At 64.4% G+C, this 14939-nt stretch carries 16 protein-coding genes and 1 pseudogene; 8 read left to right on the top strand and 9 right to left on the bottom strand.

Features of this window, described 5'->3' with window-relative positions; translation table 11 throughout:
- Positions 1 to 155 (top strand): annotated as a pseudogene (locus V7E26_RS24545) (CoA transferase); the annotation flags it as partial.
- Between the two features lie 110 nt (positions 156 to 265).
- Here V7E26_RS24545 and hppD read toward each other — a convergent pair.
- Complete coding sequence (hppD, locus tag V7E26_RS24540; RefSeq protein ID WP_324421318.1) at positions 266 to 1384, bottom strand: 4-hydroxyphenylpyruvate dioxygenase; 1119 nt, start codon at positions 1382 to 1384, stop codon at positions 266 to 268.
- Positions 1385 to 1508: 124 nt separating this feature from the next.
- Here hppD and V7E26_RS24535 point away from each other — a divergent pair, with 124 nt between their 5' ends.
- Positions 1509 to 1982 carry an Lrp/AsnC family transcriptional regulator gene (locus V7E26_RS24535; RefSeq protein ID WP_324421316.1) on the top strand — a complete coding sequence of 158 codons (474 nt, stop codon included), beginning with the start codon at positions 1509 to 1511 and terminating at the stop codon, positions 1980 to 1982.
- Positions 1983 to 2080: 98 nt separating this feature from the next.
- Positions 2081 to 2392: a DUF1272 domain-containing protein gene (locus tag V7E26_RS24530; protein WP_324421322.1), complete on the top strand. Its 312-nt coding sequence runs from the start codon at positions 2081 to 2083 to the stop codon at positions 2390 to 2392.
- Between the two features lie 54 nt (positions 2393 to 2446).
- Here the strand turns inward: V7E26_RS24530 and fahA are convergent, their stop codons facing one another.
- From fahA to V7E26_RS24505, 5 genes are all read right to left on the bottom strand, one after another.
- Positions 2447 to 3718, bottom strand: a complete 1272-nt coding sequence (fahA, locus tag V7E26_RS24525) for a fumarylacetoacetase (protein WP_324421314.1) — start codon at positions 3716 to 3718, stop codon at positions 2447 to 2449.
- Between the two features lie 130 nt (positions 3719 to 3848).
- Positions 3849 to 5195 carry a homogentisate 1,2-dioxygenase gene (hmgA, locus tag V7E26_RS24520; RefSeq protein ID WP_324421312.1) on the bottom strand — a complete coding sequence of 449 codons (1347 nt, stop codon included), beginning with the start codon at positions 5193 to 5195 and terminating at the stop codon, positions 3849 to 3851.
- A gap of 2 nt (positions 5196 to 5197) precedes the next feature.
- Complete coding sequence (locus V7E26_RS24515; protein WP_324421310.1) at positions 5198 to 6166, bottom strand: MBL fold metallo-hydrolase; 969 nt, start codon at positions 6164 to 6166, stop codon at positions 5198 to 5200.
- Between the two features lie 20 nt (positions 6167 to 6186).
- Complete coding sequence (locus tag V7E26_RS24510; RefSeq protein WP_324421308.1) at positions 6187 to 6408, bottom strand: DUF2783 domain-containing protein; 222 nt, start codon at positions 6406 to 6408, stop codon at positions 6187 to 6189.
- Positions 6409 to 6415: 7 nt separating this feature from the next.
- Positions 6416 to 8029 (bottom strand): FAD-dependent oxidoreductase, encoded by a 1614-nt coding sequence (locus V7E26_RS24505; RefSeq protein WP_324421305.1) that lies wholly within the window; start codon positions 8027 to 8029, stop codon positions 6416 to 6418.
- A gap of 123 nt (positions 8030 to 8152) precedes the next feature.
- On the opposite strand from V7E26_RS24505, the gene V7E26_RS24500 reads away from it, so the two are divergent.
- On the top strand, positions 8153 to 8680 hold the full coding sequence (locus V7E26_RS24500; protein ID WP_442893472.1) for a MarR family winged helix-turn-helix transcriptional regulator: 528 nt from the start codon (positions 8153 to 8155) through the stop codon (positions 8678 to 8680).
- A gap of 53 nt (positions 8681 to 8733) precedes the next feature.
- Here the strand turns inward: V7E26_RS24500 and V7E26_RS24495 are convergent, their stop codons facing one another.
- Genes V7E26_RS24495 through V7E26_RS24485 form a run of 3 tightly spaced genes read right to left on the bottom strand, consistent with a single transcriptional unit; the run spans position 8734 to position 10809 of the window.
- On the bottom strand, positions 8734 to 9078 hold the full coding sequence (locus V7E26_RS24495) for a RidA family protein (protein ID WP_324421303.1): 345 nt from the start codon (positions 9076 to 9078) through the stop codon (positions 8734 to 8736).
- Positions 9079 to 9107: 29 nt separating this feature from the next.
- A complete protein-coding gene (locus V7E26_RS24490) occupies positions 9108 to 9989 on the bottom strand; it encodes an NAD(P)-dependent oxidoreductase (RefSeq protein ID WP_324421301.1) in 882 nt (293 codons plus the stop codon).
- Positions 9990 to 10002: 13 nt separating this feature from the next.
- Entirely contained in the window at positions 10003 to 10809 is an 807-nt protein-coding gene (locus V7E26_RS24485) for an N-acyl homoserine lactonase family protein (RefSeq protein WP_324421299.1), read from the bottom strand.
- A gap of 447 nt (positions 10810 to 11256) precedes the next feature.
- Here V7E26_RS24485 and V7E26_RS24480 point away from each other — a divergent pair, with 447 nt between their 5' ends.
- From V7E26_RS24480 to V7E26_RS24465, 4 genes are all read left to right on the top strand, one after another.
- Positions 11257 to 12744, top strand: coding sequence for a caspase family protein (locus V7E26_RS24480; RefSeq protein ID WP_324421297.1), 1488 nt, complete (start codon positions 11257 to 11259; stop codon positions 12742 to 12744).
- A 145-nt stretch (positions 12745 to 12889) separates the two neighbouring features.
- Positions 12890 to 13567, top strand: coding sequence for an OmpA family protein (locus tag V7E26_RS24475; protein ID WP_324421295.1), 678 nt, complete (start codon positions 12890 to 12892; stop codon positions 13565 to 13567).
- A 145-nt stretch (positions 13568 to 13712) separates the two neighbouring features.
- On the top strand, positions 13713 to 14636 hold the full coding sequence (locus V7E26_RS24470; RefSeq protein WP_324421293.1) for an efflux RND transporter periplasmic adaptor subunit: 924 nt from the start codon (positions 13713 to 13715) through the stop codon (positions 14634 to 14636).
- Positions 14636 to 14939: efflux RND transporter permease subunit (locus tag V7E26_RS24465; protein WP_324421291.1), on the top strand; the 304-nt coding region annotated here is incomplete at its 3' end. The genes V7E26_RS24470 and V7E26_RS24465, both read left to right, overlap by 1 nt.

Raw genomic sequence — 14939 nt, 5'->3', positions numbered from 1 at the left:
CGAAGCATCCGCACATGGCGGCGCGAAAAGTGTTCGTCGAGCGTCACGGCGTAACACAGCCCGCCCCCGCGCCGCGGTTCTCGCGGACGCCGTCGGCAATCAGGGAGCCGGAGAAGGTGGAACTGGCGGAATTGACGAGCGCGTGGAAGCGCTAGCCGCTGTCGTCCCGGCGGAGGCTTCGTGGGGTGGGTTAGCGAAGCGTAACCCACCATCTTCCCTCAAGGCGGTGGGTTACGCCTTCGGCTAACCCACCCTACGCAGCGAACTACGCCGCGTCATCCACCTTCAGCACGCCGCGCCGGATCTGATCCTCCTCGATCGATTCGAACAGCGCCTTGAAGTTGCCCTCGCCGAATCCATCGTCACCCTTGCGCTGGATGAACTCGAAGAAGATCGGCCCGATCGCATTGGCCGAAAATATCTGCAGCAGCACTTTGGTGTGGCCGCCGTCGACGACGCCCTCGCCGTCGATCAGAATGCCGTTGGCCTGCAGCCGCGCGACGTCCTCGCCATGCTGCGGCAGGCGGGTGTCGATCTTCTCGAAATAGGTATCCGGCGGCGAAGGCATGAACGGCAGGCCGGATGCGCGCAGGCCCTCGATGGTGCGATGGATGTCGCGGGCGCCGCAGGCGATATGCTGGATGCCCTCGCCGCGATAGATGTTGAGATACTCCTCGATCTGCCCGGAATCGCCGGCGTCCTCGTTGATCGGAATCCTGATCTTGCCGTCCGGGCTGGTCAGCGCGCGCGAGAACAGCCCTGACGCACGGCCCTCGATATCGAAGAAGCGGATCTGGCGGAAGTTGAACAGCTTTTCGTAGAAGCCGGTCCAGACATCCATGCGCCCGCGATGGACGTTGTGGGTGAGATGGTCGATGTAATAGAGCCCGGCGCCGGCGGGGCGCGGGTCCTTGACGCCGAGCCATTCGAACTCGAAATCATAGGCCGAGCCTTTGGCGCCGTAGCGGTCGACGAAATAGAGCAGGCTGCCGCCGATGCCCTTGATGGCGGGAACGTCGAGCGTCTTCTGCGCAGATGAAATATCCGCCGCCTCGGCGCCGAGCGACAGCGCCCGCTGATAGGCCTGCTGGGCATCGACCACGCGAAATGCCATCGACGGCGCGCACGGCCCGTGCGCGGCGACGAAACCGTGGCCATGGGTGCCGGGTTCCTCGTTGACGAGATAGTTGATGTCGCCCTGGCGGTAGACCGTGATTTTCTTGCTCTTGTGGCGGGCGAACGGGACGTAGCCCATCAGCCTGAACAGCGCGTGCAGTTCTGCCGGGTTCGGATGCGCATATTCGACGAATTCGAACCCGTCGGTGCCCATCGGATTGTCAGCGCTGATGGTGGCGGCCGGCGCGTCGTGCGGAAACGGACCCATTGGCAAAGACTCCCGAAAATTGATCTGGATCAATATCGGTCGAATCCCGCGCAAAGTGCATGCAAATGAAGCCGCCTTCGGCTATTCTCATGCATAATTCGTGCATTCTACGGATACTTTACGCATGATATCAATTGACGCCTTCGACCTCAAAATGCTGGCCGCGCTGCAGGACGACGGACGGCTGACCAACCAGCAGCTCGCCGATCTCGTCGGGCTCTCGGCGTCGCAATGTTCGCGGCGGCGGATGCGGCTGGAGGAGGAAAAGGTGATCGCGGGCTATCACGCCGACCTCGCCGGCGAGGCGCTCGGCTTCAATTTGATCGCCTTCGTCCACATCACGCTGGCGACGCATTCGCCCGACAATTCCAGGAAATTCCGCGCCCTCGTCAACCGCGTCGACGACATCCAGGAAGCCTATTCGCTGACCGGCGACGCCGACTATGTGCTGAAGGTGGTGCTGCGCGACCTCAAGGACCTCTCCGACCTCGTCAACAACGTGCTGATGCCGCACCAGAGCGTCGCGCATGTGCGCTCCTCGATCGTGCTCGATCGGCTGAAGGAAAGCAGCAAGCTGCCGCTGAAGGCGAAAGGATGAAGCATCCGGGCCGCATGGCGCAATTCGAGGGAAATTCGGCATTCGCGTTTTCCGGCCGATTTGCGATGATGCCTGAGCAATCAAACGACGAGACGACCATGGCGCTGCAACTCCGACCGAACTGCGAATATTGCGACAAGGACCTGCCGCCATCAGCGACGGATGCGCGGATCTGCTCCTACGAATGCACGTTCTGCGCCGATTGCGCGGATACCAGGCTGCACAATGTCTGCCCGAACTGCGGCGGCGGTTTTGAGCGGCGCCCGATCCGGCCCGCGACCGAGCGGCGGCCGGGCGTGTGCGTGACCAAGCAACTGCCTTCGGACAAGCGCGTGCATCTGAAATATCCGCTGGACGATATCGCCGCGCATTGTGCGAGCTTGCGGGATATTCCGCCGCAGGAGCGGTGAGCCATCCGCTGGTCATTCCGGGGCGCGCAAAGCGCGAACCCGGAATGACTACCTCTACCCCGCCGCCTGAATCGTCCCCTCGACCTCGCCAAACCCGACGCGGTAGCCGTCGCCCTGGCACCAGCCGCGCATGACGAGCGAATCGCCGTCTTCCAGAAACGAGCGCCTGACGCCGTCGGCCAGTTCGACCGGCTCGGTGCCGTTCCAACTTATTTCAAGGAGACTGCCGCGCTGGTCCTTCTCCGGGCCGGAGATGGTGCCGGACCCCAGGAGGTCGCCGACATTCATGGCGCAGCCGCTAGATGCGTGGTGCACGAGTTGCTGCACCGAGGACCAGTACATGTACTTGAAATTGGTGCGGCTGATGTTTTTCGGCGCGTTCATCGGCGCGGCGCGCAAATCGACCTCGAGCGCCATGTCGTAATTGTTCGGCTGCGTCTGCTGCAGATACGGCAGCGGCTGCGGCTGCTGCGCGGGGCCATGGAGGCGGAACGGCTGCAGCGCCTCGCGCGTCACCACCCACGGGCTGATCGAGGTCGCGAACACCTTGGCCTGGAACGGGCCGAGCGGCACATATTCCCACTGCTGGATGTCGCGCGCGCTCCAGTCGTTCAGGATCACGAAGCCGAAGATCATCTCTTCGGCCTGCTGCTCGGTGAGCATCTCGCCCATCGCGGATGGCTGGCCGACCACGACGCCCATCTCGAGCTCGAAATCGAGCCGCTTGCACGGGCCGAAGCTCGGCACGTCGGCCGTCGGCGGCTTCAACTGGCCGCGCGGCCGCGTGACCTTCGTGCCGCTGACGACCACCGTCGAGGCGCGTCCGTTGTAGCCGATCGGCATGTGCAGCCAGTTCGGCTGCAGCGCGTTGTCCTTGCCGCGGAACATCACGCCGACATTGGTGGCGTGCTCCTTCGAGGAATAGAAATCGGTGTAACCGGAAACCGCGAACGGCATGTGCAGCGTCACGTCTGCCATCGGCACCAGCGCGCGCTTGCGAAGCTCCTCATTGTCGCGCAGCTCCGGGTAATCCTGCCGCAACAGCTCGCTGATCCGCGCCCGCGTGCTCGACCAGACCTTTGGCCCGAGCGCCATGAACGGGTTGAGCCCTGAAGCTGCAAAGACCGCGGGCTCGACGACGTCGAAGCGGCAATCCTGCGCGAGCTGCCAGAGATCGAGCACGTAATCGCCGATCGCGACGCCGACGCGCGGGGCGAGGCCATCTTTGGCCGAGAACACGCCGTAGGGGAGATTCTGGATCGGGAAATGGGAATCCGGCGCGACGTCGATGAAGGAACGGAGCTTGGGGTCGTTCGGATGGGGCACAGTATTCCTCCGGGTTACGCACCGTCATGGCCGGGCTTGTCCCGACCATCCACGACTTGCTTTGGTTGCCGTAAGACGTGGATGCCCGGAACAAGCCCGGGCATGACGCCGCGCTCGAGCGCCGGGTTGGTCACGGCTTGTTGGGATCGAATCTTTTTTCCAGACCCTTCCAGCAATCGGCGTAGTCATCCTGCAAGGTGGACGTCGTCGCCGCGTGCTGTGTGACCCGCTGCGGAAAGCGCGTTTCGAACATGAAAGCCATGGTGCCGGTCAGCTTCACCGGCTTCAATTCGCCGTTGCTGGCGTGATCGAAGGCCTGGCGGTCGGGGCCGTGCGGCAGCATCATGTTGTGCAGGGACATGCCGCCGGGGACGAAGCCCTCGGGCCGCGCATCGTAGACGCCGTAGATCAGGCCCATGAACTCGCTCATGATGTTCATGTGATACCAGGGCGGCCGGAAGGTGTTCTCCGCCACCATCCAGCGCTCCGGGAAGATGACGAAATCGATATTCGCGGTGCCCGCCGTCTCGGACGGCGAGGTCAGCACCGTGAAGATCGATGGGTCCGGATGGTCGAAGCCGATGGCGCCGACCGGCGAGAAGGTGCGCAGGTCGTATTTGTACGGCGCGTAATTGCCGTGCCAGGCCACCACGTCGATCGGCGAATGCGGCAGCGTGGTCTTGAACAGCGCGCCGCCCCATTTCACGTAGAGTTCGGTCGGCGTGTCCTTGTCCTCATAGAAGGCGACCGGCGTCAGGAAGTCGCGCGAGTTCGCCAGGCAGTTGGCGCCGATCGGCCCCCGCTCCGGCAGCGTGAACGCGCCGCCGTAGTTTTCGCAGAGATAGCCGCGCGCGGCGCCTGACGGAACCTCGGCGCGGAATTTCACGCCGCGCGGGATCACCGCGATCTCGCCCGGCTCGATATCGATGCGGCCGAACTCGGTGACGAGGCGCAGATTGCCCTGCTGGGCCACGAACATTAGTTCGCCATCGGCATTGTAGAAATGCTGATCGACCATCGATTTGGTGATGAGGTAGACATGCGCGGCCATGCCTCCCTGCGTGTTGGCGTCGCCCGCGGTCGTCATGGTCTGCACGCCCTGCAGGAAGGTCACGTCCTCCTTCGGGATCGGCGCCGGACCCCAGCGGAGTTGCGCGATCGGCAGGTCATATTCATGGCACGGCGCGGTGCGCCAGAGCCCGGCATCCGCCTTCTCGAAGCGGCCGGAATGCTTCACCGACGGGCGGATGCGGTAGAGCCACGAACGCTCGTTGCTGCCGCGCGGCGCGGTGAACGGCGAGCCTGACAATTGCTCGGCATAGAGCCCGTAGCCGCAGCGCTGCGGCGAGTTGCGCCCCATCGGCAGCGCGCCGGGCAAAGCCTCGGTCTCAAAACTGTTGCCGAAGCCGGACATGTAGCCCGGCGTCAGTTGCGCAGAACTGCGAACGATCTGATCGGGCGAGGTGTTGATATTCATGACTATCCTCCTCCTTGCAGGGCGGCCCACATTTCGCGATCGCGCTTGTCGGTCCAGATCACGGGATCGTCGATCCCGGAGGCTTCGTCGAACGCGCGCGAGACATTGAACGGCAGGCAGTGCTCGTAAATCGCGAAGCTGGAAAACTTGGGGTCCATCACCTCGCGCGTGGCGGCAAAAGTCTCTTTCAGCGTGCGCCCCTTGGCGACCGAGCTTTCGGCCGCGCCATAGAGCGAGGTGACGAAATCGCGCGTCATCGCGATCGCGTCGCGCCCGGTCGAGAGACCCTTCAGCGCATCGCCGCGGCCGGGCGCAATCGCCTTGGGATTGAAGGCGCGGATTTCATTGAGCGTCGAAGGCCATTCGCGTAAGTGCGCGTCGCCGCAATAGCAGGCCGAGTGATATTCGATGAGATCGCCGGAGAACATCACTTCGGCATCCGGCACCCAGGCCACGATGTCGCCGGAGGTGTGCCCGGCGCCGAGCTGCATCAGCCGCACCTCGCGTTTGCCCAGGAAGATCGACATCTCGCCTTCGAAGGTCAGCGTCGGCCAGGTCAGGCCGGGAATGCTCTCGGCATCCTGGAACAGGCGCGGGAAGCGGCCGTATTCGGAATCCCAATCCTGCTGGCCGCGCTCCTCGATCAGCCGATAGGTTTCGGCCGATGCCACGATGCCCTGCGCCTTGTACGCGGAAGCGCCGAGCACGCGCACGGCATGGTAATGCGACAGCACGACATATTTGATCGGCTTGTCCGTCACGGTGCGGACGCGCTCGATCACCTTGTTCGCCATCGCCGGCGTCGATTGCGCGTCGAACACCAGGCAGCCGTCGTCGCCGACAATGATCGCGGAATTCGGGTCGCCCTCGGCGGTGAATGCGTAGAGGTCGGTGCCGATCTCGGAGAAGGTGATCTTCTTCTCCCCAAGATCCGTCGTCGAAGCAAAACCTTTTGCAGTGCTCTCGGCCATCAATCCAATCCCAGGTTCGTTTACTGTTGCTGTTGCTGCTGGCTGGCGTCGAGCATCCGCCGCTTGGCGAGTACGATCGCCTCGTTCAGCACCGCGATGTCGCCGATATGGTTGGCGAGCACCAGAACCAGCGCCGCATCGAGATCGGCGCTCTGTTCGTCGCTCAATCCGCGATGCGCCTCGACGATCGCGCGAAACGCGTCATCCGGCCTGGCGAAATTCGAAGCGGTCGATAGTGCCATAAGAACCTCAGTTGATGCCGGAAGCGCGCGCCAGCGCGGTAGCGAGCGCGGGACGGGTCGGGTGACGGAAGCGCGCCGCGACATAGCCGTCGGGACGCAGCAGGTAGGCGGTGCCGGGCTCGGCATCGTAGCGCTTGGCCGCGAGCCCCGCCGGGTCGGAGAGACCATCGCGGCCGCCGATGCGGATCGCGCCTACGCCTTCCGGCAATTGCGGTGCGGCGCCATTGCCGAACTCCAGCAGCGTGAATCCTGTTCCGGCGCCGATGAAGGCATCGGTGAGATACATCGGCGCGCCGCCCTGCCCCGTGACCGGCGCATCCGGCATCGAGGCGCCGGGAGACGGACCGCCGCGCCAGGAATCGCCGTCGGCGGTCGAGAGCGGCGTCTCATAGATCGACGGCGTCGAAAGGCGGCCGCCATTGACCATGCGCTTGCCGAACTCGGTTTCCCTGGCGAGCGACAGCACCGCCTTGCGCAGCCGCGCCTCCTGGTGCGAGTTCGGCGCCATGAAATCGGTCGAGCGGGTGGATTCGCGGATGTTCTCGTCGGCCGCGGCGCTGCGCTCGATGTGGTAGCTGTCGAGCAGCGCACTGGGTGACGTGCCGCGCAGCACGCGATCGAGCTTCCACGCCAAATTCTCGGCGTCCTCCAGCCCGGAATTGGCGCCGCGCGCGCCGAACGGCGAGACCTGGTGCGCGGCGTCGCCGGCGAAGATCACGCGGCCATGGACGAACTTGTTCATCCGCCGGCACTGGAACTTGTAGAGCGAGATCCATTCGAAATCGAATTTGTCGTGGCCGAGCATGCGCGCGATGCGCGGCCGCACATTCTCCGGCAGCTTCTCGACGGAGGGATCGGCAAAACGACTGAGCTGCAGGTCGATCCGCCAGATGTCGTCCGGCTGCTTGTGCAGCAGCGCGGAACGTCCGGCGTGAAATGGCGGGTCGAACCAGAACCAGCGCTCTGTCGGAAACGCCGCGGTCATCCTGACGTCGGCGATCAGGAACTGATCCTCGAACACCTGTCCGGCGAAGTCAGCACCCACCATGCCCCGCAGCGAGGATTTTGCGCCATCGCAGGCGATGACATATTGCGCGGCGAGCCGATAGGGACCGTCCGGCGTCTGCACCGTCAGCACCACATGATCGTTGCGCGGCTCGAGCCCTGTAACCTTGTTGCGCCAGCGCAGGTCGATCGCGGGCAATTCCTCGACGCGATCGACCAGATAGGCCTCGGCATAGAATTGCTGCAGGTTGATGAAGGCCGGCCGCTTGTGACCCTCCTCAGGCAACAGGTTGAACTGGTAGAGCAGGGAATCGCCGTGGAAGATCTTGCCGACGCTCCACACCACGCCCTTGTCGACCATGCGCTGGCCGATGCCCATCCGATCCCAGAATTCGAGTGACCGTTTCGAAAAGCAGATCGCGCGCGAGCCCTCGCCGATCCGGTCGGCATCGTCGAGCAGCACCACCGACTGTCCGCGCTGCGCCAGGTCGATCGCCAGCGACAGCCCCACCGGACCCGCGCCGACAACAACCACCGCATGCTCGGCGATATCGGCGCCCGCCCGATCCTGGTCGGGGTGACGACGATAGCCGAATTGGGTTTTAGTCGGCGCCATGCGGCTCAACCCTGTGACTAGCCAAGGGACAGCGGCCCTGTTAAATTAGTCTCATCTGCAACTATCCTAACTCCCGGGCCGGGCCGGGCGCAACTCAAATCGAGGCGATGCTTGCCGAAAGCGATGTCCACCGGGATGGCGGCCGATCCGCGGGAAGAGAGCGCATCAAAGAAGACCGCGCGGCTCGACCTGTTGCGCTTCGTGCCGTTCCAGCTCAACCGGCTGGCGGCGGAAGTCAGTTCCGCGCTCTCGGCCGAATATGCCACCCGCTACGGCCTCGATATTCCGGAATGGCGCGTGCTGGCGACGCTCGGCTTCCGCCATGAGCCGTGCAGCGCGCAGTATGTCGCCGATTGCACGCGCACCCACAAATCCACCATCAGCCGCGCGGTGACCTCGCTCTTGAAGCAGCAGATCATCGAGCGCGTCGAGAACGAAGACGACCGCCGCGAATTCCGCCTGCGCCTGACGCGCAAGGGCACGACGCTTTATGAGGAGCTGATCCCGCGCCTGCTGCGCCGGGAGCAGGAGATTCTGGCGTGTCTTTCCGCGCAGGAGCGCAAGGATTTCTCGCGGCTGCTCGGCAAGATCGAGTCGAGTCTCGATCTCGTGCAGACCAGCGAAGAAGCGGACGCAAAGGAAGCGTACTGAACCGCGCTCTCCCCGCGTCATTGCGAGCGCAGCGACGGCGAGGGACAGCCCGGCTACTTCGCAGCCGTCACCACGATTTCCACGATATGCGGCGGTTCGAGCTCGACGCCGAGGCAGGCGCGCATCGGCGGATTCTTCATGTCGACCCATTCGTCCCAGGCGCGGTTCATCTCGGCCTTTCGCTTGATGTCGGCGATGTAGACGATGGCCGAGAGGATCTTGCTCTTGTCCGTGCCGCATGCCGCGAGGTTCTCATCGAGCCGGGCGAGCGCCTTCACGCTCTGCTCGTACATCGAAGGACTGACCGGATCGGGCGCGACCGCCACCGTGAAAACCAGGTCGTCGTGGACGACGGCGCCGCTGCGGGTGGGCGTGTATCCGGGAAATCGAGTGATCATGGTTCAACTCCGGTTCAATCCGGGCCGCACTACGCCCGGTCGATATGCTTCGCGATCACAGGAAAATACGCATCGCCCGACCCGGCATCGATGGCTTCTTGCAACACCGCCCCGATCAGCTCCGCGCCGCGAATTCTGATGCCGGCATCAGACGCCAGCTCCAGCGCGTAGGACAGATCCTTCAACGCATATTCGGTCGAGAATGCGCGTTCGGGGAAAACGCCCGGCACGATCGCCTTCATGCCGTGATTGCGCAGCGCGAAGCTGTCGGCCGAGCCTTTTGACAGCGTATCGAGCAGCAGTTTTGGATCGACGCCATTGTGCCTGGCGACCGCGACCGCTTCGGCGAGCGCGTTGACGGTCTCGAACAGCACCATGTTGTTGAGGATCTTCGTCACCTGCCCGGCGCCGACGTCGCCGCAATGGGTGACGTCGGTGGCGAAGCAGCGGATCAGCGGCTCGATATCGGCATAGAGCGCGGGCGTCGTTCCGACCATCACGCTGAGCGTGCCGTCCTGCGCGGCCTGCCGTGTCCGCGCGATCGGCGCGTCGGCCCACATGGCGCCCTTGGCCTGCAACTGCCCGGCAAAGTCGCGGGTCTGGCTGACCGAGGACGTGCCGAGATCGACGACGACCTGCCCGCCCCTCGCGTTCTTGAGGATGCCGTCGCCCTCGAACACCGCACGAACATGCTTGGCGCTGGGCAGGCACAGGAACAGCAGTTCGCCCTGCCTGATGACGTCGGCAACGGACGCCGCGACGTCGGCGCCATCGGCACGCAACCGCGCCAATGGTTCTGCCGAGAGATCGAAGGCAAGCACGCGCTTGCCGCTCTTCTTCACGAGGTTGCGGCAAATCGGCTCGCCCATCACGCCGAGCCCGATGAAGCCGATGGTCTTGTAGTCCGGCATCGCTTTCCTGGACCTATTTTACGAAGGAGCGTGACGGCGCCAGATGCAACGCGAAAGCATCGACCTTGTCGCTGGCGCGCGGGTAGATCTCGCTCACGATCGGATCGTGGCCGGGGATGAAGCGGTCGGGGTGGCCGGCGAGGCGCTCGACGGTTTCCCAGCCCTGCGCCATGTCGCCGACATTATAGACGATTGGAAACGGGCTGCGCTTCTGCAGGTTGGCGTAGTAATGCGCCGCGTCCGATGCCAGCACCACCGGCCCGCGCGCGGTCTCGACGCGCACCACCTGCAGGCCGTCGGAATGGCCGCCGACGCGATGCACCGTCACGCCGGGCGCGATCTCGCCGTCGCCGGAATGGAAGGTGACGCGGTCGCCATAGACATGGCGCACCATCGTGGTGACGTGCTCGACCGAAAACGGATGCCGCAACATGCCGTTGCACATGCAGCGGCCGGTCGCGTAGCTCATCTCGCGTTCCTGCAGGTGAAACCGGGCGTTGGGGAAGCGATCGAGATTGCCGGCGTGGTCATAGTGCAGATGGGTGACGATCACGTCGCGGATCGTCTCGGCGGCGACGCCGAAATTCCTGAGCGCGTCGACCGGGTTGAGCGTGAGCTTGCGTGCGCGGGCTTTCGCCTCCTCGGCGTTGAAACCGGTGTCGACCAGGATGTCGCGGCCGCCGCCCCTGACAAGCCAGACGAAATAGTCGAGGTCCTGCGCCGTGGTCTCGTGCGGATCGGGGACCAGAAAATTCAGATGCGGGGTGCGGGGCGACATCGTCGCATAGCGCAGGGCGTAGATTTCGTAAGCGTTTCCCATCGGTGCCACGTTTTTCTTTCTTGAATGCCGATCCCGGCAACAAGCCATTGTCACCGGCAAAGGTCAAACGCGGCAGGCGAATGACGGCCGGATGACAGCGCAGAGCAATATGTGAGAGGTGTCACATTGCCGCCGGTGGTTGTTGCCGGCCGACGGATCATGTCACCTCGAGGCGCGCGGCCGGGTGGACGGCGGGATGTCCGCCCGGTCAGGGAACGCTGCCCGAATCCAGCCATACGCGGAGCGCGGCCATGCCGTTTATTCCCCCTCGCCGACGCGGCGCGGTCGCGGTGAATTGTCGCAATTAATGACGACATCGCAATCGGTTGACGGCGGTGCGGCACCGGTTTGATAATGCCGGACCCGTAGAGTATGGTCGCCCGCCGCGCGAGCTAGCATCGGCGCTGTTTTTGGCTGGGTTTGCCCGTGATCTGGACTGCCGTCATTATGAAAATCCGCCCTGCATTGCTCCTCGCCTTGCTTTTTGCGCTCGTCTCGGCCGCGCCGTCCCTGGCCGCCGGTGAGCGCTACGCCCTGGTGATCGGCAACGCAAAATATCCGGACGCCGAGGCGCCGCTGAAGGAGCCGATCAACGACGCGCGCGACATCGCGGACGAACTCAAGCGCGACGGCTTCAATGTCGATGTCGGCGAGAACCTGACCGGCGAGCAGATGCGCCGCGCCTTCGAGCGCCTTTATGGCAAGCTCAAGCCCGGATCGGTCGCGCTGGTGTTCTTTTCGGGCTTCGGCGTGCAGTCGAGCCGCCAGAGCTACATGATCCCGGTCGATGCGCAGATCTGGACCGAGGCCGACGTTCGCCGCGACGGTTTCAGCCTCGAGACCGTGCTGGGCGAGATCAACAGCCGCGGCGCCGGCGTCAAGGTCGCGCTGATCGACGCCTCCAGGCGCAACCCGTTCGAGCGCCGGTTTCGCAGCTTTTCGGCCGGCCTTGCGCCGGTGATCGCGCCGAACGGCACGCTGGTGATGTACTCGGCCGCGCTCTCGTCGGTCGTTCCCGACAATGGCAGCGATCGCAGCCTGTTCGTGCGGGAATTGCTGAAGGAAATCCGCACCCCCGACCTGACGGCGGAGGAAACGCTGAACCGGACCCGCGTCGGCGTCACCCGCGCCTCGCGCCAGGAGCAGGTGCCGTGGATTTCATCGTCGCTGGCCGAGGATTTCTCCTTTATCCCGAGCGGCAGTGGCCCGCGGCCGGCTAGCCCGCCGCCGGCTCCGGTCGCCGCCGCCCCGGCGCCGCCGCCCGCGCCTGCTCCTGCCCCAGTGACTGCTGCGCCCGCGCCCGCCCCGGTGGCTGCTGCGCCCGCGCCGCCGCCTCCCGCTCCCGGCCCCGCCGCAAAACCGGTTGAGGCCGCGATCCCGCCGCCCCCGCCACCGGCCAAGCCGCTTGAGAGCCCGAGCCCGACCGTGCTCGCGCTGGCCGACGATCCGACCATCAAGAGCCTGACCGTCAAGCTCAACGACAATCCGGATGACGCGGCGGCGCTGTACCGGCGCGGACAGGTCTATGCCAGCAAGGGCGCCTACGACCTCGCCATCAAGGACTTCAACAATTCGCTGCGGCTGAATCCGAAGGACGTCGAGGCCTACAACAACCGCTGCTGGGCCCGCACCGTGATCGGCGACCTGCAGGCGGCGCTGAAGGATTGCAACGAGGCGCTGCGGCTGCGCCCGAACTTCGTCGATGCGCTCGACAGCCGCGGCCTGCTCAACCTGAAGAACGGCCAGAACAAGAATGCAATTGCCGATTTCGACGCAGCCCTCAAGATCAACCCCAGATTGGCGTCGTCGCTGTACGGCCGCGGCCTTGCCAAGAAACGCAATGGCTCGATCTCGGAAGGCGATCTCGACATCAACAACGCCAAGGCGATGGACCCCAATATCGTCAAGGAATTCGCCGATTACGGGGTGCAATAGCTTTTTTTCGACAAAGGCGGGCGGGCGGCTCGAACCCTGTAGCGGGTGCCCCGACTAAAGAACGGCAGCCGGTGTGACCTAATGTCCGGCGGCGCGTTTGGATGGCACTTGGAACCGCGTGATCAGCCCGCAGGAGGGACAGTCAATGGCACAATTCTCGGCAACAAGAACAATTACCGCAATCGTTTCGGTTGCTGCGCTCGGCGCCGCCGTTTCCTTGAGTGCGGGAAGAGCCCTGGCTCAGGACAGGAGCGTTACCGAAGACCAGATCGTCCGCGCGCTCACGCCCGACAAGAAGCCGCTGACCCGCGGCCTTTCTGTCGGCCCGCAGCAGACCGTCGATCCGACCGCAGCCGCGGCCGAGAGCAAGCTTGTGCAGAAGTTCCGCGGCCGCTCCACGCGTTCGCTCTCGAGCTCCGAGCGTGAGGAAATCGCCGCCGCCGTCCAGGACAAGCCGAAGATCGATCTGGAAATCAATTTCGACTACAACTCCGCCGACATCAGCACGAAGTCGCTGCCGTCGGTTCAGGCGCTCGGCCGCGCGCTCACCAACAACGACCTGAAGGGCTCGACCTTCGTGGTCGCGGGCCATACCGATGCGGCCGGCGGCGACGCCTATAATCAGGACCTCTCCGAGCGCCGCGCCGACGCAATCAAGCGCTATCTCGTCGACAAATACGGCATCAACGGCACCGATCTCGTCACCGTCGGATATGGCAAGAGCAAGCTCAAGGACCCGAGCCAGCCGCTGGCGGAAGTGAACCGCCGCGTCCAGGTCGTGAACATGGAAAACAAGACCACGGCGTCGAACGCAGCCAAGTAAGGGCGTGCGCCGGGCTTTGTTTTGCGGCTACAATACGTCCCGCAGCAGCCGCGCGGGACGTATTCGTTTTGGGCGCCCATTGCCGGCCTGCGGCCGGCGAAATGCTCCCTGTTTGATTTGACTTGCAGTCTGGATTGATCCGGCGATGAAACTCTCCGAATACCTCAAACCTGCGCTGGGAACGGCCTTCGTTGTCGTTCTGGCGGTCGGCTACTACTGGTTCGAGCGCCGTCCTCGCGCCGAAGAAAAGGAAACGCCCGGCCAGGCGCTGGTGATCGTGACCAAATCCGCCAACGCCTGCTTCTCCGACATGGTGCGGGTAACGGGCTTCATCGTGCCGCGCCGCGAAGCCCAGGTCGGCGTCGACCAGGAAGGCTCGCGGGTCACCGACGTATTCGTCAAGGAAGGCGATACGGTCACTGAAAATCAGGAGCTGGCGCGCCTCACCGCGCCGCCACAAATCCCGGGCGCACCGGCCGGCAGGCCCGGCCCCATCACGCTTCGCGCGCCGGCGGCCGGCCTCGTCACCGAAGTCAGGACCGCGGTCGGCGCGCCGGCCTCGCCGCAGGCGGGCCCGATGTTCCGCATTTCCGTGAACAATGAAATCGAGCTCGAGGCCGAAGTGCCGAGCGTGCATCTGCTCAAGCTAAATCCCGGCGCGACGGTGCGCATCAGCCGCGACGATGCGCCCGATGTCGTCGGCAAGGTGCGCACGATCTCGCCGCAGATCGACCGCGCCACCCAGCTCGGCAAGGTCCGGATTTCGCTGAACAACAATCCCTCGCTCAAGGTCGGCATGTTTGCGCGCGCCAATATCGACGCCAAGCGCTCCTGCGGCGTCGCCGTGCCGCGCACCGCGATCGACCGCCTGACGCTGCAGGTGGTGAAGGGCAACACGATCGAGACGCGAAAGGTGCGGGTCGGCCTCACCTCGGAAACCTCGACTGAAATTCTTGAAGGCCTCGACGTCGGCGAAATCGTTGTGGCCGATGCTGGCACCTCGCTGCACGACGGCGACCAGATCAAGACCATGTTCGCCGACGAACTCGAACGCACGCGGGCACGCTAATGGCTTTGAATATCTCGGCTTGGTCGATCCGCAATCCGCTTCCGTCGATCGTCTTCTCCATCATTCTCCTGGTACTGGGCTGGGTCAGCTTCACCAAGCTCGCGGTGACACGGCTGCCGAGCGCGGACATTCCGGTGATTTCCGTCGCGGTCGCGCAGTTCGGCGCGGCGCCGTCCGAACTGGAAAGCCAGGTCACCAAGACCATCGAGGACGGCGTCTCCGGCGTCGAGGGCGTGCGGCATATTTCGTCGTCGATCACCGACGGCCTGTCGGTGACGACGATCCAGTTCGCGCTCGAGACCA

The organism is Bradyrhizobium sp., from assembly GCF_036735945.1.
Classification (GTDB): Bacteria; Pseudomonadota; Alphaproteobacteria; order Rhizobiales; family Xanthobacteraceae; genus Bradyrhizobium.
Note: the sequence above shows the minus strand (reverse complement) of the source record. Positions and strands in the feature narration are given on the sequence as shown.

Bases quoted from the DNA above. Each gene is read 5' to 3' on its own strand.
- V7E26_RS24505 (WP_324421305.1), bottom strand. From the start codon at position 8,029: ATGGCGCCGACTAAAACCCAATTCGGCTATCGTCGTCACCCCGACCAG.
- hppD (WP_324421318.1), bottom strand. From the start codon at position 1,384: ATGGGTCCGTTTCCGCACGACGCGCCGGCCGCCACCATCAGCGCTGAC.
- V7E26_RS24490 (WP_324421301.1), bottom strand. From the start codon at position 9,989: ATGCCGGACTACAAGACCATCGGCTTCATCGGGCTCGGCGTGATGGGC.
- V7E26_RS24535 (WP_324421316.1), top strand. From the start codon at position 1,509: ATGATATCAATTGACGCCTTCGACCTCAAAATGCTGGCCGCGCTGCAG.
- V7E26_RS24495 (WP_324421303.1), bottom strand. From the start codon at position 9,078: ATGATCACTCGATTTCCCGGATACACGCCCACCCGCAGCGGCGCCGTC.
- V7E26_RS24480 (WP_324421297.1), top strand. From the start codon at position 11,257: ATGAAAATCCGCCCTGCATTGCTCCTCGCCTTGCTTTTTGCGCTCGTC.
- V7E26_RS24510 (WP_324421308.1), bottom strand. From the start codon at position 6,408: ATGGCACTATCGACCGCTTCGAATTTCGCCAGGCCGGATGACGCGTTT.
- V7E26_RS24515 (WP_324421310.1), bottom strand. From the start codon at position 6,166: ATGGCCGAGAGCACTGCAAAAGGTTTTGCTTCGACGACGGATCTTGGG.
- V7E26_RS24485 (WP_324421299.1), bottom strand. From the start codon at position 10,809: ATGGGAAACGCTTACGAAATCTACGCCCTGCGCTATGCGACGATGTCG.
- V7E26_RS24475 (WP_324421295.1), top strand. From the start codon at position 12,890: ATGGCACAATTCTCGGCAACAAGAACAATTACCGCAATCGTTTCGGTT.
- V7E26_RS24470 (WP_324421293.1), top strand. From the start codon at position 13,713: ATGAAACTCTCCGAATACCTCAAACCTGCGCTGGGAACGGCCTTCGTT.
- V7E26_RS24500 (WP_442893472.1), top strand. From the start codon at position 8,153: ATGTCCACCGGGATGGCGGCCGATCCGCGGGAAGAGAGCGCATCAAAG.
- V7E26_RS24530 (WP_324421322.1), top strand. From the start codon at position 2,081: ATGGCGCTGCAACTCCGACCGAACTGCGAATATTGCGACAAGGACCTG.
- hmgA (WP_324421312.1), bottom strand. From the start codon at position 5,195: ATGAATATCAACACCTCGCCCGATCAGATCGTTCGCAGTTCTGCGCAA.